Below are 19,291 nucleotides of genomic sequence, written 5' to 3'. Positions count from 1 at the left end.
AGCTTGCGTGATGCGTACTCGTCGACTCAACCGTCGGCCCATCCGCCGGACCTGCCTCGACCTTGCCCACACCGACCCCGACCAGCAGTGCCCCTACTGCGCCCCCGACACCCACGCCGACGCGATCCTTGCCGCCGCGCTCGCCCGGCACGCCGAGATCGCCGCCGACGACGCCGAAGCCTGGGGGTGGGCCGCATGAACCCGCAGCTGTGGTCCTGGCTCCTGATGGCCGTCGGCGTCACCGGCCTCTACCTCGCCGGTAAGCGCTCCTGGACCGGCTGGGCTGTCGGCCTCGCCGCGCAGGTCCTGTGGCTGGCCTACTCCATCACGACCGAGCAGTGGGGCTTCCTCGTCTCCTGCTTCGCGTACGGCGCCATCTACATCCGCAACCTGCTCGCCTGGCTCCGCCCCACCCCGCCAACCGTGCCCGAGTCGGAGGTGACCGAATGCGCCGCCTCCTGAACCCAGAGCGGCTGGAAGCCATCGCCTTGGTCCTCATCCTTCTGGCCGTGGGCGGAATGGCAGGCGCCGCGTCGTTCACCCACGTCAAGGACTGGACGATGCTCCACGCTCCCGCCGGCACCGGGGACTGGTTCGGCTGGTCCAACGCCGTCATCTCGGAGCTGACCCCGGCCGCCGCGCTGCTGGTCATTCGCCGACGCCGCCGCCACGACTCGGAAGCCTCCGTGCTTTACCCGCTGGCGATCCTGATCGCCGCCGTGGCGCTGTCCCTGGCCGCGCAGATCGCCGTCGCCAACGACAGCTTCTCGTCGCGGCTGCTGTCCTCGGTCCCAGCGCTGGCGTTCCTCGCCCTGTCCAAACTCGTCCTCAACGGCACGCCGGCTCAGCCCGCGCCGACTCCGACCCCGCCCACGCCGGTCCCAGTGCAACAGCCCGTCGACCTCGCTCCGGTCACCGTGCCCACCGACCCGGCTCCCGCCGTGGTGCCGACCGCGCCGACGTCCGCACCGGCATCGGTGGTGCGTCCCGCGCTGGTGTCGTCCGTCGTCCAGTCGCCCCGCAACGGCCACGTCTTCACCTCGGAGGTGACCCGATGACCCGCACCCAGCTCGCCCGCGTCCAAACCCGCCGCCCTACGATCGTCGCCCGCCGGATCGTCGGCACCCCCGCCGAAGTCGCCGCGACCGTCGCCCTGGTCCGCGACTCCAACCGGCTGCTCTCCATGAGCGAGCCGCAACTGATCCCAGGCGGCTCCCGGGTGACGGTCACGGTGCGGTTCCTCGACACCGCCCGACCTACGCCCGCCTCGGCCCGGCGCAGGGTCAACCGCGGTCGCGTCGCCGCCGCGATCGCCGTCCCGACCGTGGGCGCCCTCGCCGCTGTCGGCTACCTCGCCATGCAGCTCGTCCAGGCGGTCCGGGCCGCGTTCCCCGCTATCGCGGGCGGCGTCCTGGTCCTGATCGTCATTGCCCTGCTACTGCGCCGCTCGGGTCGCTGCTGCCCCGGTCTGCACTGCCCCGGCTGCGGCCACTGACCGCCATGGCTACCGGCTGGCCCACCTACTGCGCCCGCTGCGGTGGGCCAGCCACCGCCCTGATCGAAGCCGGCCAACCCGGCACCGGCCACTACCGCGCCGAAACCACCTGCGCCCGGCACACCGCTGCCGCCCACCGCTGGGCCAGCACCGCCGGCCCGACCCGCACTACCCCAATCGGTGATAGCCAACCCGCCCTGTTCGACCTCCCGGAGGTGACCCGTTGACCGCCCCGACCCTGCCCGGCCTCGCCCCCGACGCCACCACCGAACCCGCACCCGCCCCGGCGCCCGTTCCGCCGGCGAGCGGGTCCCGCGCTGCCCGCCTCGCTCTGCCCATGTCGCGCCAGGTACTCAAGGAGATGGCCGCTGAGTACGGCGTGTGCCTGCGCCCGGTCACCCTGCGCCGCACCGACCTGCACACCGGCCAAACCGAAGTCATCGACCTGCCCTGCGGCTCCACCCGGGAAGACAAGTGCGAGCCGTGCGCCAAACGCGCCCGCCGGCTACGCCAGACCCAGATCCGGGAAGGCTGGCACCGCACCGACGAACCCGCACCCGCCCCCAACCCGGCCACCGACGCCCAGCGGGAGCTGATCCTGCTGCGCGCGCACCTGGAGTTCGCCCGCGACGAAGCTCAACGTGCCTCGCAGTTTGACCAGGTACCCGGTATCGATCACGCCATCGCCGAAGTCGAAGCAGCCATCGCCGCGGAAGGGCTGCGCGGGCAGGTCGCTCCAGCTCACGATGATGCCGACGGCTTCGGTCTGGGCATCAACCTTGGCGGGCGCCGCAAGCGCTCCACTCGCCGCCGCCAAGATGCTCCGGACCTGCCCCGCAAGAAGGTGGAACGCCGCACTCTGGGCAAGGTCTACACCGCCCCGGATGGCACCGAACATCGCCCGTCGATGTGGCTGTCGCTCACCCTCGACAGCTACGGCCGCGTTCGGCCCGATGGGACACCTGTCGACCCGGACAGCTACGACTACCGGCGCGCTGCCTGGGATGCGGTGCACTTCGCCCGGCTTCTCGACCGGTTCTGGCAGAACCTGCGTCGGTGCGTGGGCTGGAACGTCCAGTACGCCGGGTGCGTCGAGCCGCAACGCCGCTTGGCGCCACACGGCCACTTCGCCATCCGCGGCACCATTCCCCGCGCGATGCTGCGGCAGGTCGCCGCCGCCACCTATCACCAGGTGTGGTGGCCGCCGGCTGACGACCTCGTGTACTCCCTCGACCGGCCCCCGGTGTGGAACAACGACTGCGGAGAGTGGGTCGACCCCGACACCGCAGAGCCACTGCCCTCATGGCGGGACGCGCTGGACCTGGTCGACTCCGACCCCGCCGCCGAACCGGCGCACGTCGTTCGCTTCGGCCAGCAAGTCCACGCCGAGGGCGTCACCCCCGGCACCGTGCACGCTGACCGGACCATCGGCTACATCACGAAGTACATCACCAAGAGCGCCGCCGACTGCCACAAGACCGACACCGACCGACAGCGGGACCACCTCGACCGGCTCTGGCACCAACTCCGCATCACGCCGTGCAACGAGCGGTGCGCCAACTGGCTGCTCTACGGCATCCAACCCAAGAAGGCACACGAGCGGCTACAAGCGGGACGCTGCAAAGGCAAGGTCCACCAGCGAGCCACCCTCGGCATCGGTGGACGACGCATCCTCGTCTCCCGCGACTGGTCCGGGAAAACCCTCGCCGACCACCGCGCCGACGCCCGCGCCTGGGTCCGCAACCTCCTCGGCATCACCACCGGCGCCGACGACTCCGACCCCGCCGGCCCGGACCAACCCGCCGCCTACGCCTGGGAAATGGCCCGCCCCGACGACCCCGACATGCCACCCCTACAACACCGGCTCCTGCGCGCCCTGTCTCAACGGGCGCAGTGGAAGGCCGCGCTCCTGGCCGCGAGAGACCGAGCTGCCACCGCCGCCCCGACCACCGTCGACCACCCCACGTCCTGACCGGAGGAGCAATGGAACACGCCACCATCCCCACCGCCGCCCGTCCGGATCTGCCCGGTCGGATCCTGCGCACTAGTGACACCCGCGCCGTCTACTCCGTCCGGGAGGTCGCCCGCTTGCTCTCGCTCTCCCTGGGCAGCACCTACGCCCTGGTCCGCGAGGGAGAGATACCCGCCCGCAAGCTCGGCGGGCGCTGGGTCATCCCCAAGAAGCGATTCCACGATTGGCTCAACGAGGCCAACGAGCAGGACAACCGAGCATCGGAGGGGTGGGCCTGATGGGCTTCGTTCGCAAGACTCCCGTTGGGCGTCACCGGGCGTGCTGGCGTGATCCAGCCGGCCAGCAGCGGTCAAAGACGTTCCGCACCAAGAAGGAGGCCAATGCCTTCCTGGCCGAGGTCGAGTCGGCGCTGAACCGCGGAACGTACGTCGCTCCCGACGCCGGCCGGCTCCGCTTCGCCGACTACGCGCAACGCTGGTTGAGCAACCGCAACGACGAGAAGGCGACCGCCGCCCGGGACGCCTCGATCATGCGAAACCATGTCGTGCCGAGGTGGGGTCCGGTGCCGCTGGCGAAGATTGAACACTCGGCTGTGCAGGAGTGGGTAACCAAGCTGGGGGAGCGGCTGTCGCCGGCTACGGTCCGCGAGTGCTATCGGCTCACGTCAGGGGTGCTCCGGTCCGCGGTTCGGGACCGGCTCATCGGCTTCAACCCCTGCGAGGGCGTGCGGCTTCCACCGCGGCGACGCATGGACACCGACGAGTTGGTCATCTCCCGCGCGGATCTGTTCGACCGGCTCCTCCCCGTCGTCCCGGACCGGTATCGCGCCCTAGTCGCCGTCGCCGCCGGCACCGGACTGCGCTGGGGCGAGTGCGCGGGACTCCGCTGGGACGCTGTCGACCTGGCCGCTGGCATCCTCCGGGTGGTCCGGGTCGCGGAGGAGGTGTCAGGGCACGTCACGCTCAAGCCGTACCCGAAGTCACGAGCTGGCCGGCGAACCGTGCCGCTGCCTCCGTTCGTCGTCCAGGCGCTGACCGACCACCGGCAGTCCTTCGAAACCGGCGCCGAGGGTCTGATCTTCGTCGCCCGGACCGGTGAACCACTGAAGCGTGGCACCTTCCGAGCGCGAATCTGGAAGCCCTCGCTGCAACGGGCAGGGCTGCCGTTCGCGCTCCGGTTCCACGATCTGCGGCACTCGTACGCGACCTGGCTCGTGTCCGACGGCGTTCCGATCAACGACGTAGCGAAGGTGATGGGGCACGAGCAAACGTCAACGACCTTGGACCGCTACACGCACTCGACGCGTGACCGGGATCGCAGGGTGCTCGCGTCGTTCGCTGCCTTCTCGCTGCCTCAGGAGGAGCGGTGAGCCCTACAAACGAATCAAGACCCCTCGGTGGAGGGGCCTTGACCTGTACTTACCTCTGGTCGGGGTGGCCGGATTCGAACCGACGACCTCTTCGTCCCGAACGAAGCGCGCTACCAAGCTGCGCCACACCCCGAGGCGTGCCGACAAATAGTAGCCCACCCGCTCCGATGGTCAAACTCGGTACCCCGCCGCCCGGCCCGGCGGAACCGCGCCCGGAGCCGCCAAGATCCGCACAACTTCCGCGATGTTGCTGCCTCCCGGCACGGTGAGGCAGCCACATCCCCGATCTTGCGCGGATCTTGGGGCGGGACAGGGCGGGGCAGAGGCTGGGCGACGCAGCGGGCCGGCCTGAGGGTCAGCGGGGGATGAGGGTCAGGATGCTCGCCTCCGGAGGGCAGGCGAAGCGGATCGGTGCGGTCGGGTGGGTGCCGAGGCCGGCGGAGACGTGCAGCCAGGAGTCCGACCCCGGCCACCGGTGCAGCCCTTGTGCCATCGAGCGGGGCAGGCCGCAGTTGGTCACCAGCGCCCCGTACCCCGGGACGCAGACCTGTCCACCGTGGGTGTGCCCGGCCAGCAGCAGGCCGAAGCCGTCGGCGGCCATCTGGTCGAGCACCCGCGGCTCGGGGGAGTGGGTCAGCGCGATGGACAGGTCGGCCGAGGACGAGACCGCGCCGGCCACCGCCGGGTAGTCGTCCCGGTCGATGTGGGGGTCGTCCACGCCGACCAGGTCGAGCTGCCGGCCGCCGGCCTTGAGCGTGGTCCGGGCGTTGTTGAGGTCCGCCCAGCCGGCGCCGGTGAACACCTGGCGCAGCTCCTCGTACGGCAGGTCGACGCCCTCGGTGTACTCCCGGTCGGGCAGGAAGTAGGTGAACGGGTTCTTCAGCACCGGCCCGGTGTAGTCGTTGGAGCCGAACACGAACGCGCCCGGGTAGTCCAGCAGCGGTTGCAGCGCCCGCAGCACGCCCGGCACCGCGCCCGGGTGCGCCATGTTGTCGCCGGTCACCACGACCAAATCCGGGTCGAGGGCGGCCAGTGACGCCACCCAGCGCTGCTTGCGCGCCTGGTCGGGCATCATGTGCAGGTCCGACAGGTGCAGCACGCGCAGCGGCTCCGCGTCGGCCGGCAGCATCGGCACGTCGTACCGCCGGAGGGTGAACATGTTGCGCTCGACGAGCGACGCGTACGCGAGTGTGGTCGCGCCGACCGCGGCGGTTCCGGCGGCGAGGCGGAATAGTGTGCGCTTTCGCATGGCGTTCAGGGTAGTTTGACCGTCCATGAGCACGCTGAAGGACCGCCTCACCGCCGACATGCGTTCCGCGCTCAAGGCGCGCGACGAGCTGACCACCTCCACGCTGCGGATGGCCCTGGCCGCCGTCGGCAATGCCGAGGTCGCAGGCAAGGCCAAGCGCGAGCTCACCGACGACGAGGTGCTCGCGGTGTTGACCAAGGAGGCCAAGAAGCGCCGGGAGGCGGCCACCGCGTTCGCCGACGCGGGCCGCGCCGAGCAGGCCGCGAAGGAGACCGCCGAGGGTGAGGTGCTGGACCGCTACCTGCCCAGTCAGCTCTCCGACGCCGAGCTGACGGAGCTGGTCGCGGGGGCGCTCGCCGCGGGCGGCTTCACCGGCAAGGCCCAGATGGGCCCGGCCATGAAGGCGGCCCAGGCCGCGGTGGCCGGCCAGGCCGAGGGCGGTCGGGTCGCCGCCGAGGTACGCCGACAGCTCGGCCTCTGATCCGCCGGTTCGGACCGACGAAAACGGGCGGGCACCCGCAGTGGGTGCCCGCCCGTTCGTGTGTCCTGCTCGTCGGCTCAGCCGTTCGGGCGGCCGCCGGGTCGACCGGGCGTGCCACCGGGCGGCGCCGGCTTGTTGCCGTCCGGTGGAGTGCCGCCGGCGCCGGTGCTGACCTGGATGGTGACGATGCCGTTCTTGATGGTGCGCCCGTCCGGGCTGGTGCCGGCGGCGGTGCCCGCCGGGCAGGTGGACGCCACCTTCGTCTCGGAGACGATCGGCTCGAAGCCCGCGCCCTTGATCCGGGACTTCGCGGTGTCCACCGGCTGGCACTTCACGTCGGGGATGCTGCGCTGGTCACCTTCGGAGATCTTCTGCCCCGGGGCTTCGAACTGGATGCGCGGCTTGCCCTTCATGGCGTCCCGCAGCGTCTCGTACACCGGCGGGTTGATGCCGTCCTTCTCGGCGTGCTTCATCTCGACGTTGGTCTGCGCCCAGTCCGGGTCGGCCATGATGCCGGCCACCGCGTACTGCTTGGTCATCGCGACCAGGGCGGCGGTCTTCTCCGAGTCGGTGGTGCCGGACTTGCCGGCCACCGGTGCGTCGACGATGCCCCGCACCACAGCGGCGGTACGGCTGCTGCCGCACTTGCTGGTCTTGGAGTTGTCGCCGACCGGGCAGCGGGCGGCGTCCACGGCGGCGCGGGCCACGTCGGTGCTGAACCGCTTCTCGCAGCGCGGGTTGGCGATGTCGAGCTTCTTGCCCTCCGGGTCGCGGATCTCCTGCACCGGGATCGGCTCGCAGTACTTGCCGTCCGCCGCGAGGGTCGCGTACGCGTTGGCCAGGTCCAGCGGCGTGGTGGCGGAGACGCCCAGGGTGAAGGCGCCCCACTGGTGGGCCGCGTCCTTGGTGGCGGCGAACTTGGCGTCGTTGCTGGCCCGGAACTGGATGCCGGCCCGCTTGGCGACGTCGACCACGTTCTCCGCGCCGACCTGCTGCTGCAGCGGCACGAAGTAGGTGTTGATCGACTGGGCGAACGCGGACCACATGTTCTGCACGCCACCGGCCTTCTTGCCCGAGTTGGTCGGGCAGTAGAAGTGGGTGCCGGGGCAGGCCGCCGGGCTGCTGCTGTCGATGATGTATTCCGACTTGAACTGCTGCGGCGCGTTCATCGAGTAGCTGAGCGGGATGCCCTTCTCCAGCGCGGCGACGATGGTGAAGATCTTGAACGTCGAGCCGGCCTGGTAGCCGGCGATGCCGTCGCCGCCGGTGAGTAGCGGGTTCACCGTCGCCGGGTAGTTGCCCCTGATGCCCCGCTTGCTCTTCGCCGGATCGCTGGAGATCTTGTTCTTCGGGTTCTTCGGGTCGTCCAGCTTGAACTGCCGGTTGACCGCCAGCGCCCGCACCCGGCCGGTGCCCGGCTCCACCACGGCGACCATCGCGGCTTCCTTGCTGGTCTCCTTCTTGGACCGGCGAACCGCCGCGTCCGCGCCCATCTGCGCCTGCTTGTCGATCGACGTCACGACGGTGTAGCCGCCGCTCTTCAGGCGCCGCTCACGGTCGTACGAGGTCGAACCGAACGTCTCCTGCTGCATCCACCAGCGGTAGAAGTAGTCGCAGAAGAAGCCCCAGCTGTTGACGTTGGTGGCGACGCAGCCGTTCGGGGTGCGCTTGTCCTTGACCACCAGCTTGATCGCCTTGGCGGCGTCCGCCTCCTGCTGGGTGATGGCCTTGATCTCGACCATGTTCTGGATGACGTAGTCACGTCGTTCCAGCGCGGCCGGGTAGCCCGACTCGGTGGTCGGGTCGTTCGTCGTGGGCGCCTTGACCATGCCGGCCAGCATCGCCGCTTCCTCGATCTTGAGCTTGCTCGGCGGCTTGCCGAAGTAGACCTGGCTGGCGGCGTAGATGCCGTACGCGCCGTTGCCGAACGCGGCGAGGTTCAGGTAGCGGGTGAGGATCTCGTCCTTGGAGAACTCCTTGTCGACCTGCAGGGCCAGCCGCATCTCGCGGAGCTTGCGGGCGCTGGTGTCCTCGGTCGCGGCAACCACGTCGGCCGGGTGGGTGGCCGAGTAGGCGATGGCCAGCCGGACGTACTGCATGGTCAGCGTCGAGGCGCCCTGGCGCCCGGAGCCCTCGCTCTGGTTGTTGACGAACGCGCGGGCGACACCGTTGATGTCGACGCCGTTGTGCTTGTAGAAGTCGTGGTCCTCGGCCGCGATGATGGCCTTGACCATGTACGGCGAGATGTCGGCGAGCTTCACGTCGCGACGGTTCTCGTCGTACATCGTCGCTAGCGGCGTCTTGCCGTCCGACGCCAGCAGGTAGCTGATCTGTGGCGCGCGGGCCACCGTCAGCTCCGTCGGCAGGTTGCCGAATGTCTCTGCGCCGGCCTTGGCGGCCAGGCCGGACATCGCCACCGCGGGGAAGGCCGCCGCAGCGACCACCACGCCAGCCAACAGGCCACATATGAGCAGCGATGCGGCGTTGGTCAGCACATTGTGGTCACGTTTCCGCATCCAGGTCACCTCGGCATGGTACGCGAGTAGGGAACGAGGGGCGCTGGGGCGTTCTTTCCCCATTTCCTGCGTGCGCTGCCCTCGTTGTGCTAAACGCATGACCCCCCGTGCGAGGTTGCGTGTGACCTGGCGCGAGTCTCCACCGTTCGGCGGAGGCTCCGCAGCGTTTTCGCCGACCTCGGCGGGGTAACCGGCGGTCGAGAGCCCGGGAAGCCGGGTGTGTCCGGAATGATGGATTTCGCCGACAACGTTGCGTAATCAGCCGACTACAGAGCATGATGATGGCGGCGACAGCGCCACATGTCGTCCGCACCGCCTTGGGGAAGGCGGCCGGGCGACCGGGGGGAATTGCCGGCTGCCGTGCAACGAGGTCGGTAGGTACTGCAAGGGGGGACGTGTACACATGGGCATGATCACTGACTGGCCGTCGCTGGCGGCGTGTCAGAACGGGGACCCGGACGCGTTGTTCGTACAGGGCGCCGAACAGAACGTGGCGAAGCGGATCTGCCGGAGCTGCCCAGTTCGGTACGAGTGCCTGGCCGACGCGCTGGACAACCGGATCGAGTTCGGTGTGTGGGGCGGTATGACCGAACGCGAACGCCGGGCGTTGCTGCGTCGTCACCCACAGGTGACGAGCTGGCGCAAGATGTTCGAGGCAGCGATGAAGAAGAACAGCAAGGACAAGGCTGGCAAGGACAAGATCCTCGTCAGCGCGGCCACCTGACGCCGGTCACGACCGGCCGATCGCCGCGCCGATCGTCCGCAGCCCGTCGACGTCGTGCACGTCGGCGGGCTGCGCCGTCACCGACACCGCCGGCACCGCCGGGAACGCCTCGGTGAACCGCGCGGCGACCTGCTGCTCGCGTACCGCCTGACGGGCCAGCGCGGCGTGCGACCGCAGCACGTCGGCGGTGGCCTCGTGCCCACCCAGCTCGGCCAGCCGCTCCGCGGCGGCCCGACTCTGCTCGGCGTCCAGCTCCGGGACCGCCGGTCGGTGCACCCGGTTGAGCACCAGGCCGGCCAGCGGCATCTTCTCCTCCCGCAGCCGGCCCGCGAAGTAGGCGGCCTCCCGGACCGCGTCCGGCTCCGGTGCCGCGACCAGCACGAAGGCCGTCTCCCGCGCCTGCAGGATGCGGTACGTCTGCTCGGCCCGCTGCCGGAAACCCCCGAACATCGAGTCGAGCGCGGCCACGAAGCCGGACAGGTCGGTGAGCAGCTGCGCGCCGAGCACCTTCTGCACCACCTTCGAGAACATCCCGAACGAGGCCGTGACCAGGTTGAACATGCTCCGTCCGCCGCTGCGCGCCGGTGCCAGCAGCAGACGCAGCATCCGGCCGTCGAGGAAGCGGGACAGTCGGGCCGGCGCGTCCAGGAAATCCAGCGCCGAGCGGGACGGCGGAGTGTCCACCACGATCAGGTCCCACTCGCCCCGGGCGTGCAGCTGGCCCAGCTTCTCCATCGCCATGTATTCCTGCGTGCCGGCGAACGTCGAGCTCATCGCCTGGTAGAACGGGTTCGCGAAGATCTCCGCGGCCTTCGCCGGGTCGGTGTGCTGGAGCACCACGTCGTCGAAGGTGCGCTTCATGTCCAGCATCATGGCGTGCAGCTCACCGCCGCTGGCCTCGACGTCGATGCCCTTGACCTGACGGGGGGTGTTGTCCAGCTCGGTCAGGCCCAGTGACTGAGCCAGCCGGCGGGCCGGGTCGATGGTGAGCACCACCGTGCGCCGGCCATGGTGCTCGGCGGCCCGCAGCGCCAGCGCCGCGGCCGTGGTCGTCTTACCCACCCCGCCGGCCCCGCAGCACACGACGATCCGCACGCCCGGGTCGGCGAGGATCTGGTCGACGTCCAGCTGCGGCGCCGCGTCTTCGGAAGGCACCAATCGAGCGTATCGGGCCGCGTCGGTCCGTGCGCCCGTGCCGAGCTCAGGTGTGAGTCAATCGGCGCTGACGAGGGCGCGGGCCAGGGTCGTGAGGGCCGCCCGGTCCACCCCGTCGGGCAGCAACGGCAGCTCGACCATCGGCAGCCCCAACTCCACCAGGTCGGCGCGGAGCGAATCCTCCAGTTCGCGCCGGATGAGCTGGTCTCGCGCCTCGTCGTGCAACCCGGCCACGATGTCCTGATCGGCCGGCAGCCCGGCGGCGACCAGGCCGCGCCGGAGTTCCGCGGCGGTGACCGCCGGGCCGGCCGGCAGCGGAGGTCGGGCGCCGTTGACGATCACCTTCCCGATGCCGAAGCCGAGCGAGGTCAGGTCGGCGATGGCGTCCACCGTCTCCTGCACCGGCATCTCCTCCAGCAGCGTGACCACGTGCACGGCGGTCATCGGGGAGCGCAACAGCGCGGACACCCCCTCGCTCTGGGTCTTGATCGGGCCGACCTTGGCGAGCCGCGCCGTCTCGGCCGTGACGTTGAGGAAGCGGCCGATCCGACCGGTGGGCGGCGCGTCCAGCACCACCGCGTCGTACGCGCGCCGCTGCCCCGAGGTCCGGGTGGTGGCCTCCTTCACCTTGCCGGTGAGCAGCACGTCACGCAGACCCGGGGCGATGGTCGTGGCGAAGTCGATGGCGCCGAGCTTGCGCAGGGCCCGGCCCGCCGCGCCCAGCTTGTAGAACATGTCGAGGTACTCGAGCAACGCCTCCTCGGCGTCCACCGCGAGCGCGCGCACCTCACCGCCGTCCGGCGTGTCGGCGAGGTGCCGCTCCTCGTACGGCAGCGGTTCGATGCCGAAGAGCTGGGCGATGCCCTGCCGGCCCTCCACCTCCACCAGCAGGGTGCGCCGGCCACCGGCGGCCAGCGCCAGGGCCAGCGCTGCCGCCACGCTGGTCTTGCCGGTGCCGCCCTTGCCGGTCACCACGTGGAGGCGGGCCGACCATCCGGTACCGGCCGGGTCGGACGGCCGCTCAGCTGCACGCACCCGTCGAGCCTATCCAGGCCTGCCGGTCAGGCGACCTCGCAGACCCACCAACCCGTCTTCTGCACCACAGTGAAGCGCAGGTCCTGGTCGGCCACCTTCTCGTCGGCGGTGGTCATGGTGATGCGGGTGGAGACGGTGGCCCGGTCGCCGGTCTGGTTGTCGACCTTCGGGGTGGTCCACTTGAACCGGGGGTTCTGGTACTCGGACGCGTACTTCTGCACCTCGGCCACCTTCGCCGCGATCTTCTTGTCGTCGCGCGAGGCGGCGCAGACGTGATTGGCGGCCTTTGTCGCGTCCCGGTCCTTGTAGACGGCGGTGAGGAACTCGTCGACGGCGACCGCCGGCTCCTTCGCGCCCTCGCCGGATTCGGCGTTGCGCAGGGTCAGGAACGCCACGACGCCGCCGCCCACGCAGAGCACCATGATCACGACCAGCGCGATGGCGGCGATCAGCAGGCCGCGCTTCTTCTTCGGCTCGACGGTGCCCTGGCCCTGGTACGGCGGGTAGCCGGGCGGGGGCGGCGGGATCGCACCCGGGACGCCGGGAGACTGCGGCGTGCCGGCCGGGTCGTCGGACTGCGGGACGCCAGCGGGCGGGCCGGGCTGGGTCGGCACGCCCGGCTGCGCGGGGAGCGCCCCCGGCGCGGGCTGCCCGGGAAGAGCGGGCTGGCCTGGCTGGGCGGACGGGCCTTCAGCGGCGGCCGGGCCAGCAGGAGCGGCCGGGCCGGGAGGTGCGGGCTGGGCAGCCGGGCCGGGTTGGGCGGCGGTCGGCGAGCCGGGATGCTCCTGGACGGTCGCCCCGTCGGACTCCCTCAAGGGGGCGGTCGGGTCGGGTTGCCCGGAGATCGGCTGGACGGAGGGCGCCGGATCGGACTGGCCGGAGGCCGTCGGGCCGGGCTGTCCGGGGATGGTCGGCGTCTCGGGCTGACCGGCGGAATCCGGGGGCGCCGACGGAAGAGCGCGCGGGCCGGCCTGGTCGCCGCTGGGCGGTTGGGTCATCTCGTTCCCCCGGGGGTGCGGCGCCCGGCCGCCACCCCTGGCGCCGAGCGAGATCGAGCGGGCGGCCGGGCGCTGTGCGACCGTCCGACCGGAAGGGTAGCGGCCAGCCGCCGGTTCGGTGTCGCCCCTACCGCGCGGCGCTGGGCATCGCGCGCATCGTCCAGACCGCGAGATCACTCGCAGTCGGGATTTCTGCCCGACATCTGTCACATATGTGACTGGTGGTGACTGATCGTGCGCGTCCTGTTGGCGGGACTGCCGCCGTGGACCTACCTTCGTCCCGGTGCGGGGGCCGGAACGGATGAATGGTCCGGGCCGGAAGCGTGATCCGAGAGGTACGACCGGAGGCAGTTCATGCGCGACGCGGACAACATCCCTCGCACCCAGTTCCCGACGAACGAGCGGCAACGCCGGCCCGGGTCCATGGGAGAGGTGGCCGGCGGGCCGTTCGGCAGCCTGCCCATCAACGAGCGGTCGTACCGTCGGGTTCCGGAGCCCCCGGAGGTGATCCGGGGGTCGAGCCGGCCCGGCGAGCGGCTGCGGGACGACGACGAGCCCGGGTTCGTCATCCACCTGCCGATCCGGGTGCCCGACCTGGCCTCGGCGACCGTGCTGGCCGGTCGAGTCGCCGAGTCGCTGGGCTTCCTACCGGAGCTGGACGCCGGCGAGACCACCGTGTCCAACGCCGACGACCAGAACAACCGTCACCGGGTCTTCTGCGACCTGCTGCTGCCCGACCGGTCGCGCTGCCCCCAGGGGTACGAGCACCAGGGGCCCTGTGGAGAGCTGCCGGCCACGCCGGAGCAGCGTCCCGCGCCTCGTCCGGCCAGCGGAACGTAGGCTGTGCCCGACGAAGTCCGCACCACGAGGGAGCCCTCCAGCGATGCAGAAGTGGGAATACTCCACGGTCCCTCTGCTGGTCCACGCGACCAAGCAGATCCTCGACAACTGGGGTGAGGACGGGTGGGAACTCGTCGCCGTGGTCCCCGGCCCCAACCCCGACCAGCTGGTGGCGTACCTGAAGCGGCCCAAGGCATGAGCAACGGCCCGCACGCGAAGCTCGCCGAGCTGGGCCTCGAACTGCCCGACGTGGTGCCGCCGGTGGCCAGCTACGTGCCGGCTGTGCAGTCCGGGCAGCACGTGTACGTCTCCGGCCAGCTGCCGATCGCCGAGGGCAAGCTGCTGGCGACCGGCAAGGTCGGCGCCGGCATCTCCGCCGAGCAGGCCAAGGACCTGGCCCAGCGGTGCGCGCTCAACGCGCTGGCCGCCGTCGACTCGCTGGTCGGCCTGGAGAACGTGGTCAAGGTGGTCAAGCTGACCGGGTTCGTGGCGTCGGCCCCCGGCTTCATCGGCCAGCCCGCCGTGATCAACGGCGCCTCCGACCTGTTCGGCACCGTCTTCGGCGAGGCTGGCCGCCACGCCCGCAGCGCCGTCGGGGTCGCCGAGCTACCTCTGGACGCCCCGGTGGAGATCGAACTGATCGTCGAGGTCGCCTGACCGCACCGCCACCGTCCCGCGATCGTGCGCCGCCGGCCCGGAGGAAAGCCCTGAACAGGGATGAATCAGGGGCCGCACGTGCATGATCGCGGGCCGTGGCGGGCGGGGTCGTACGATCGCAGCCATGAGCGGGCACGTGACGGGGGCGACTGCGGCGCTGGCCGACAGGCTGCCGAGCTGGGTGACACTGCTGCGCGCGCCGAACCCCGGCCCGATGACCCTCGACGGCACCAACACCTGGGTGTTGCGCGCGGCCCCGGGCGAGCCGGCAGTGGTCGTCGACCCCGGGCCGCCCGACGAGGGGCACCTGGCGGCGATCGCCGCGCACGGCCCGGTCGGGCTGATCCTGATCACGCACGGCCATCCCGACCACACCGAGGGCGCCGCCCGGCTCAGCGAACTGCTCGGCGGGGTGCACGTCCTCGCCGTCGACCCGGCGCACACCATCGGCGGTACGCCTCTGACCGATGCGCACCTGGGCGGCTTCGGCCTGGGCATCCGACTGCTGGACACCCCGGGGCACACCGCCGACTCGGTCTGCTTCGTCGTCGAGCACGGCGACGAGCGGGCGGTGCTCACCGGTGACACCATTCTCGGCCGCGGCACCACCGTGGTGGCCCACCCCGACGGGCACCTCGGCGACTACCTGAGCAGCCTGGAGCTGCTGTCCGCGTACACCGGAATTCCGGCGCTGCCCGGGCACGGCCCGGCGCTGGCCGACTGCGCCGCCGCCGCCACCTTCTATCTTGCCCACCGCCGGGCCCGGCTCGACCAGGTCCGGGCGGCGGTCGCCGCCGGCGCGCGGACACCGGCGGAGGTGGTCGCGGCGGTCTACGCCGACGTGGACCGCTCGCTCTGGTGGGCCGCGGAATGGTCGGTCCGTGCCCAGTTGGAGTATCTGGGCGTCGACACCGGGGAATCCGCGCCGGGGGTCAGTGGGTTGGAGCACATGTGACCTGCCCGGTGTGCGGAACAGTCGCTGTCCCCGGCGCACGGTTCTGCCACAACTGCGGTGCCGCACTGCCGGCCGCCGCCACGTTGCCGGCGGCCGAGCGTCGGGTCGTCACCGTGCTCTTCGGTGACCTCTCCGAATTCACCTCCTGGTCGGAGGACCTCGACCCGGAGCGGGTCGGCGCGGTCACCGACCGGGTGCTCGCCTCCCTCGCGGGGGCGGTGAAGACGTTCGGCGGGCACGTCGACAAGCTGACCGGCGACGGGATCATGGCGGTCTTCGGGGCGCCGGTGGCACACGAGGACGACGCCGAACGGGCCGTCCGGGCCGCCCTGTCCATGCAGCGGGCCGTGCGTCGGGTGCTCGACGACGAGCGCGGCGGCGGTGCGCCGCTCGGCCTGCGGGTCGGCCTGAACACCGGCGACGTCATCGCCGGCATCCAGGCGGCCATCGAATACACGGTCATCGGCGACACGGTGAACACCGCCGCCCGGCTGGCCGACGCCGCCGCGGTCGGCGCGGTCTACGCCGGCGGACGGACCGCCGCCGCGACCCGGCACGTCGCCTCCTGGCGGGCGCTGCGCCCGCTGCGGCTCAAGGGCAAGCGCGAGCCGGTCGAGGCGTACGAGCTGCTGGGCCTGCTGGACGCGCCGGGCACCCGGTCGGGTCTCGGCGACGAGGCGCCCTACGTGGGCCGGGAGACCGAGATCGGCCGGGTCGCCGGCCGACTCGCCGAGGTGATCGACCAGGGTGACCCGCGGGTGCTGCTGATGACCGCCGAGGCGGGCATCGGCAAGTCCCGGTTCGCCGCCGAGGTCGAGCGCCTCGCCGCCGGGTACGACGTGGGCGCCGGCCGGTACGCCGCGCACACCGGCGCCCGGGTGCTCTCGGTGCGGTGCGCCGCCTTCGGTGAGCGGCGCAGGCTCGCGCCGTTGGCCGACCTGGTCCGTGCCGCGGTCGGTCTGCCCGGTGACGCGGCAACCGCGCTGACCCGGCCGGCCGTGGAGGAGCGGCTGCGGCGGCTCGGTCAGCGGCTCGCCCGCTCCGCCGGCGAGACGCCCCCGATCGCCACCGACCAGCTGCTCACCCTGCTCGGGTACGCCGAACTGCCCGTGCACGGCGGCGCCGACAACGGCGAGTGGGGCAGCACGGCCGCCTCGCCCGCCGATGCGGAGGCGGTGCCGAACGCCGTCGCCGACCTGCTCAGCGGGCTCGCCTCGGAGGCGCCCCTGGTGATCGTGGTGGACGACCTGCACGACGCCACCCCCGAGACCATCCGCGCTCTCGGGCTGACCCTCTCCCGACTCACCGGCCCGGTGCTCGTGCTGCTGCTCGGCCGCCCCGAGCTGGTCCGCACCGCCGGCGCGCTGACCCGCGTCGCGGATGCCGAGGTGCACTCCCTGCCGCCGCTGCGGGGCGCCGACGCCGCCCGGCTGCTCACCAGCTACCTCGGCGGCGGGAAGCTGCCACCGGCCGACGCGGACCGGCTGCTCGCCACCGCCCAGGGCAATCCGTTCTACCTGGCGGAGCTGGTCACCCTGCTGATCGAACGCGGCGCGCTGACCGCGGAGCGGCCCGCGTCCGGTGACCGTGACCCGAGTACGCCGGCCGGCTGGCGCCTGGTACCCGGTTCCCTGGGCAGCCGGCTGCTCTCCCGGGACCTCGCGGCCGTCCTCGCCGCCCGGATCGACGCGCTGCCACCGGACGCCCGTTCCGTCCTGCGGGACGCGGCCGTGGTGGGTGACACCGTGCCGACCGGCGCGCTGGAGGCGCTGCGCGAGCAGCGGGCCGGCCGCGACGGGAGGCCCTCGGCGGTGGTCGCCGTGGAGTTCGATCGGGCCGTCGAGGAGCTGCTGCAACGCCGCATGCTGCACCGCACCCGCGCCGGCTACGCGTTCGCCACCCCGCTCATGCGGGAGGCCGCGTACGCCGGGGTGAGCAAGGCGGAACTGGCCGAGCGGCACGCCGCGCTGGCCCGTTGGGCGGCACCCGTCGACGGGGCCACGGCCGGCGGGGTGGGAGGGTTCACCGAGGAGGCACGCGACGACTTCGTCGCCATGCACGTCCAGCGGGCCGCCACGCTCGCCGACGCGGTGAAACTGCGACCGGACGCGCCGGCCCGCGCCGTGGTCCCGCTCGGGATCGCCGCGCTCGGCCGGGCCGCCCGCCGGTCGCTGTCCGCCGGGGAGCCCGCGCTCGCCGTCGAGTACGCCGAACGCGCCGACGAGCTGGCCCGCGACGGAATACCGGCGATCGACCGGGTGGTGCACGCCCGTGCGCTGCTGCAGATCGGCCGGGTGGCCGACGCGCTCGCCTTCGCCGAGAAGATCGCCGCCAACGCGGGGGACGACGCCACCCGTGCCAGCGCCCTGCTGCTCGCCGGGCAGGCCCAGCAGACCCTCGGCGACCAGGGTCGGGCGGAGGCCGCCTGGCAGGAGGCGTTGCAGGTGGCCACGGCCGGCGGGCTGCCCACGCTGCGCGCGTCCGCCATGCGTCGGCTCGGCATGGGCGACTTCGTGGCCGGTCGGCTCAGCCAGGCGAGCAGCCGGTTGGCCGCCGCCTACCAGGTCAGCCTCAGCGCGCAGGATCGGCGTGGGCAGGCCTGGTCGCTGCAGAACCTGGCCTGGGTGACCACGACCCGGGGTGACTTCGCCGGCACCGATGCCGTCCTCGGCCGGGCCGCCCGGCTCTTCGCCGAACTGAAGGACCCGTACGGGCGGGCCTGGCTGCGGGGCACCACCGCGTTCGCCCGGCTGCTCGCCGGTCGGCTGCGGGAGGCGTGCCGGATGGCGCAGGTCTTCCTGCCCTTCGGCGAGCGGGTCGGCGAGGCGTGGGCGGTGGGCACGTTGCGCGCGGTCGCGGCGTTCGCCACCGCCGAGTTGGGCGAGCTGGCCGAGGCCGACCGGGAGGCCCGCCGGGCATACCGCGAGTTCGCCGCCGCGTCCGACGACTGGGGGCGCGGGTTCGCGCTGGTCGTCCGGGCCGTCGTGGCCCGTGGGCTGGGCGAGCCGGAGCACGCTGCCGACCTGCTCACCGACGCCCTGGTGTACGCCGAACAGACCTCACACCCGCTGCTCACCGGAATGGCGGGCACGCTGCGCGGCTTCGTGGCGCTGGACATGGGCGACCACGAGACCGCCGAGCAGGCTGCCCGAGCGGTGCTGACGGCCGTCGAACCGCACAACCCGCAGGCGCCGGCGCAGGTCGCGCCTCGGGTGCTGCTGGCCACCGCCCGGCTGGCCGCCGGTGATCCGGCGACCGCGGTCGGGCTGCTCGCCCCGGTGGCGACGGCTGCCGCCAACGCGCCCTCCCTGCTCTTCTCCCGCCGCCAGACCATGGCCCGGTACGCGTCGGCGCTGCTCGCCCACGGTCAGCGGGAGCAGGCGCTGGACTGGGCCCGACGGGCGGTTACCGCGCCCGCTGAGGACGTGCGCAGTCAGGTGATCGCGGCGATCGTGCTCGCCGAGGCACTGGCGGCCTGCGGCCACGCGGCGGAGGCCCGGTCCTGCGCCGACGAGGCGGTCCGCCTCGCGTACGCCACCGAACAACGCAGCGAACGAGCAGCAGCCAAAGCCCTCCAAACCCGCCTAACCCCTCCCCTAACCCCTCCCCCGCCCCCGGCCCCTCGCCCCGGGCCCTCCGCCCGTTGACCCCGTTGATCATGAAGTTATTGCGCCGACACGCCGGCATTGGTGGCAATAACTTCATGATCGCCGCGGGGGGGGGGGGGGGGGGGGGTGGGGGTGGGGGTGGGGCGGTTTTGGCGGTTCTGGGGATGTGGTGGTCGGGGTGAGGGGCTAGCGTGTCACCACCGTGCGGTGGTCCACAGTGGTGATCGTCGCCGTGCC

The 19,291-nt window shown here is 72.0% G+C and carries 20 protein-coding genes and 1 tRNA gene; 15 read left to right on the top strand and 6 right to left on the bottom strand.

The genetic code is table 11. The features are described from left to right. Window positions 1-10 precede the first annotated feature (10 nt). Genes ACGGAQ_RS23825 through ACGGAQ_RS23790 form a run of 8 tightly spaced genes read left to right on the top strand, consistent with a single transcriptional unit; the run spans window position 11 to window position 4,836 of the window. Window positions 11-199, top strand: coding sequence for a hypothetical protein (locus ACGGAQ_RS23825; protein ID WP_210791587.1), 189 nt, complete (start codon window positions 11-13; stop codon window positions 197-199). Further along, a complete protein-coding gene (locus ACGGAQ_RS23820) occupies window positions 196-462 on the top strand; it encodes a hypothetical protein (RefSeq protein ID WP_393052561.1) in 267 nt (88 codons plus the stop codon). The genes ACGGAQ_RS23825 and ACGGAQ_RS23820 overlap by 4 nt, the downstream gene beginning before the upstream one ends. Then, window positions 447-1,058 (top strand): hypothetical protein, encoded by a 612-nt coding sequence (locus ACGGAQ_RS23815; RefSeq protein WP_393052559.1) that lies wholly within the window; start codon window positions 447-449, stop codon window positions 1,056-1,058. Before ACGGAQ_RS23820 ends, ACGGAQ_RS23815 begins: the two co-directional genes overlap by 16 nt. Further along, complete coding sequence (locus ACGGAQ_RS23810; RefSeq protein WP_393052557.1) at window positions 1,055-1,495, top strand: hypothetical protein; 441 nt, start codon at window positions 1,055-1,057, stop codon at window positions 1,493-1,495. The genes ACGGAQ_RS23815 and ACGGAQ_RS23810 overlap by 4 nt, the downstream gene beginning before the upstream one ends. Before the next feature lie 5 nt (window positions 1,496-1,500). Beyond that, window positions 1,501-1,722 carry a hypothetical protein gene (locus ACGGAQ_RS23805; protein WP_393052555.1) on the top strand — a complete coding sequence of 74 codons (222 nt, stop codon included), beginning with the start codon at window positions 1,501-1,503 and terminating at the stop codon, window positions 1,720-1,722. Further along, window positions 1,719-3,467, top strand: coding sequence for a replication initiator (locus tag ACGGAQ_RS23800; RefSeq protein ID WP_393052553.1), 1,749 nt, complete (start codon window positions 1,719-1,721; stop codon window positions 3,465-3,467). Before ACGGAQ_RS23805 ends, ACGGAQ_RS23800 begins: the two co-directional genes overlap by 4 nt. Window positions 3,468-3,478: 11 nt before the next feature. Continuing rightward, on the top strand, window positions 3,479-3,745 hold the full coding sequence (locus ACGGAQ_RS23795) for a helix-turn-helix domain-containing protein (protein ID WP_393052551.1): 267 nt from the start codon (window positions 3,479-3,481) through the stop codon (window positions 3,743-3,745). Beyond that, window positions 3,745-4,836: a tyrosine-type recombinase/integrase gene (locus ACGGAQ_RS23790; RefSeq protein WP_393052549.1), complete on the top strand. Its 1,092-nt coding sequence runs from the start codon at window positions 3,745-3,747 to the stop codon at window positions 4,834-4,836. Before ACGGAQ_RS23795 ends, ACGGAQ_RS23790 begins: the two co-directional genes overlap by 1 nt. A 56-nt stretch (window positions 4,837-4,892) precedes the next feature. Here ACGGAQ_RS23790 and ACGGAQ_RS23785 read toward each other — a convergent pair. Both ACGGAQ_RS23785 and ACGGAQ_RS23780 read right to left on the bottom strand, forming a co-directional pair. Beyond that, window positions 4,893-4,969 (bottom strand) — tRNA-Pro (locus tag ACGGAQ_RS23785). Between the two features lie 222 nt (window positions 4,970-5,191). Then, the gene (locus ACGGAQ_RS23780) at window positions 5,192-6,085 is read right to left on the bottom strand and encodes a metallophosphoesterase (RefSeq protein WP_393052548.1); all 894 of its coding nucleotides are present in this window, start codon (window positions 6,083-6,085) and stop codon (window positions 5,192-5,194) included. Window positions 6,086-6,110: 25 nt separating this feature from the next. Between ACGGAQ_RS23780 and ACGGAQ_RS23775 the strand changes: the two genes are divergently transcribed. Then, the gene (locus tag ACGGAQ_RS23775) at window positions 6,111-6,566 is read left to right on the top strand and encodes a GatB/YqeY domain-containing protein (protein ID WP_393052547.1); all 456 of its coding nucleotides are present in this window, start codon (window positions 6,111-6,113) and stop codon (window positions 6,564-6,566) included. A 77-nt stretch (window positions 6,567-6,643) separates the two neighbouring features. Here ACGGAQ_RS23775 and ACGGAQ_RS23770 read toward each other — a convergent pair whose 3' ends face one another. Next, entirely contained in the window at window positions 6,644-9,082 is a 2,439-nt protein-coding gene (locus ACGGAQ_RS23770) for a transglycosylase domain-containing protein (protein WP_393052546.1), read from the bottom strand. A 403-nt stretch (window positions 9,083-9,485) separates the two neighbouring features. On the opposite strand from ACGGAQ_RS23770, the gene ACGGAQ_RS23765 reads away from it, so the two are divergent. Then, window positions 9,486-9,806 carry a WhiB family transcriptional regulator gene (locus ACGGAQ_RS23765; protein ID WP_007466209.1) on the top strand — a complete coding sequence of 107 codons (321 nt, stop codon included), beginning with the start codon at window positions 9,486-9,488 and terminating at the stop codon, window positions 9,804-9,806. Between the two features lie 6 nt (window positions 9,807-9,812). Here the strand turns inward: ACGGAQ_RS23765 and ACGGAQ_RS23760 are convergent, their stop codons facing one another. The 3 genes from ACGGAQ_RS23760 to ACGGAQ_RS23750 are packed head-to-tail and all read right to left on the bottom strand — an operon-like array spanning window position 9,813 to window position 12,610. Beyond that, window positions 9,813-10,964, bottom strand: coding sequence for an ArsA family ATPase (locus ACGGAQ_RS23760; protein WP_393052545.1), 1,152 nt, complete (start codon window positions 10,962-10,964; stop codon window positions 9,813-9,815). A 54-nt stretch (window positions 10,965-11,018) separates the two neighbouring features. Beyond that, window positions 11,019-11,996 carry an ArsA-related P-loop ATPase gene (locus tag ACGGAQ_RS23755; protein ID WP_355064886.1) on the bottom strand — a complete coding sequence of 326 codons (978 nt, stop codon included), beginning with the start codon at window positions 11,994-11,996 and terminating at the stop codon, window positions 11,019-11,021. Between the two features lie 26 nt (window positions 11,997-12,022). Next, window positions 12,023-12,610: a hypothetical protein gene (locus ACGGAQ_RS23750; RefSeq protein WP_393052698.1), complete on the bottom strand. Its 588-nt coding sequence runs from the start codon at window positions 12,608-12,610 to the stop codon at window positions 12,023-12,025. A gap of 738 nt (window positions 12,611-13,348) precedes the next feature. Here ACGGAQ_RS23750 and ACGGAQ_RS23745 point away from each other — a divergent pair. From ACGGAQ_RS23745 to ACGGAQ_RS23725, 5 genes are all read left to right on the top strand, one after another. After that, window positions 13,349-13,834 (top strand): hypothetical protein, encoded by a 486-nt coding sequence (locus ACGGAQ_RS23745; RefSeq protein WP_393052543.1) that lies wholly within the window; start codon window positions 13,349-13,351, stop codon window positions 13,832-13,834. Window positions 13,835-13,877: 43 nt separating this feature from the next. Continuing rightward, window positions 13,878-14,033: a DUF4177 domain-containing protein gene (locus ACGGAQ_RS23740; RefSeq protein ID WP_007466198.1), complete on the top strand. Its 156-nt coding sequence runs from the start codon at window positions 13,878-13,880 to the stop codon at window positions 14,031-14,033. Further along, the gene (locus ACGGAQ_RS23735; RefSeq protein WP_007466196.1) at window positions 14,030-14,491 is read left to right on the top strand and encodes a RidA family protein; all 462 of its coding nucleotides are present in this window, start codon (window positions 14,030-14,032) and stop codon (window positions 14,489-14,491) included. Before ACGGAQ_RS23740 ends, ACGGAQ_RS23735 begins: the two co-directional genes overlap by 4 nt. A gap of 124 nt (window positions 14,492-14,615) precedes the next feature. Further along, window positions 14,616-15,446: an MBL fold metallo-hydrolase gene (locus tag ACGGAQ_RS23730; protein WP_393052540.1), complete on the top strand. Its 831-nt coding sequence runs from the start codon at window positions 14,616-14,618 to the stop codon at window positions 15,444-15,446. Beyond that, on the top strand, window positions 15,443-19,093 hold the full coding sequence (locus ACGGAQ_RS23725; RefSeq protein WP_393052538.1) for an adenylate/guanylate cyclase domain-containing protein: 3,651 nt from the start codon (window positions 15,443-15,445) through the stop codon (window positions 19,091-19,093). The genes ACGGAQ_RS23730 and ACGGAQ_RS23725 overlap by 4 nt, the downstream gene beginning before the upstream one ends. The last annotated feature ends 198 nt before the right edge of the window (window positions 19,094-19,291 follow it).

Source organism: Micromonospora sp. NPDC047557 (assembly GCF_043205095.1).
Lineage (GTDB): Bacteria > Actinomycetota > Actinomycetes > Mycobacteriales > Micromonosporaceae > Micromonospora.
This window is presented reverse-complemented; position numbering and strand designations above follow the sequence as displayed.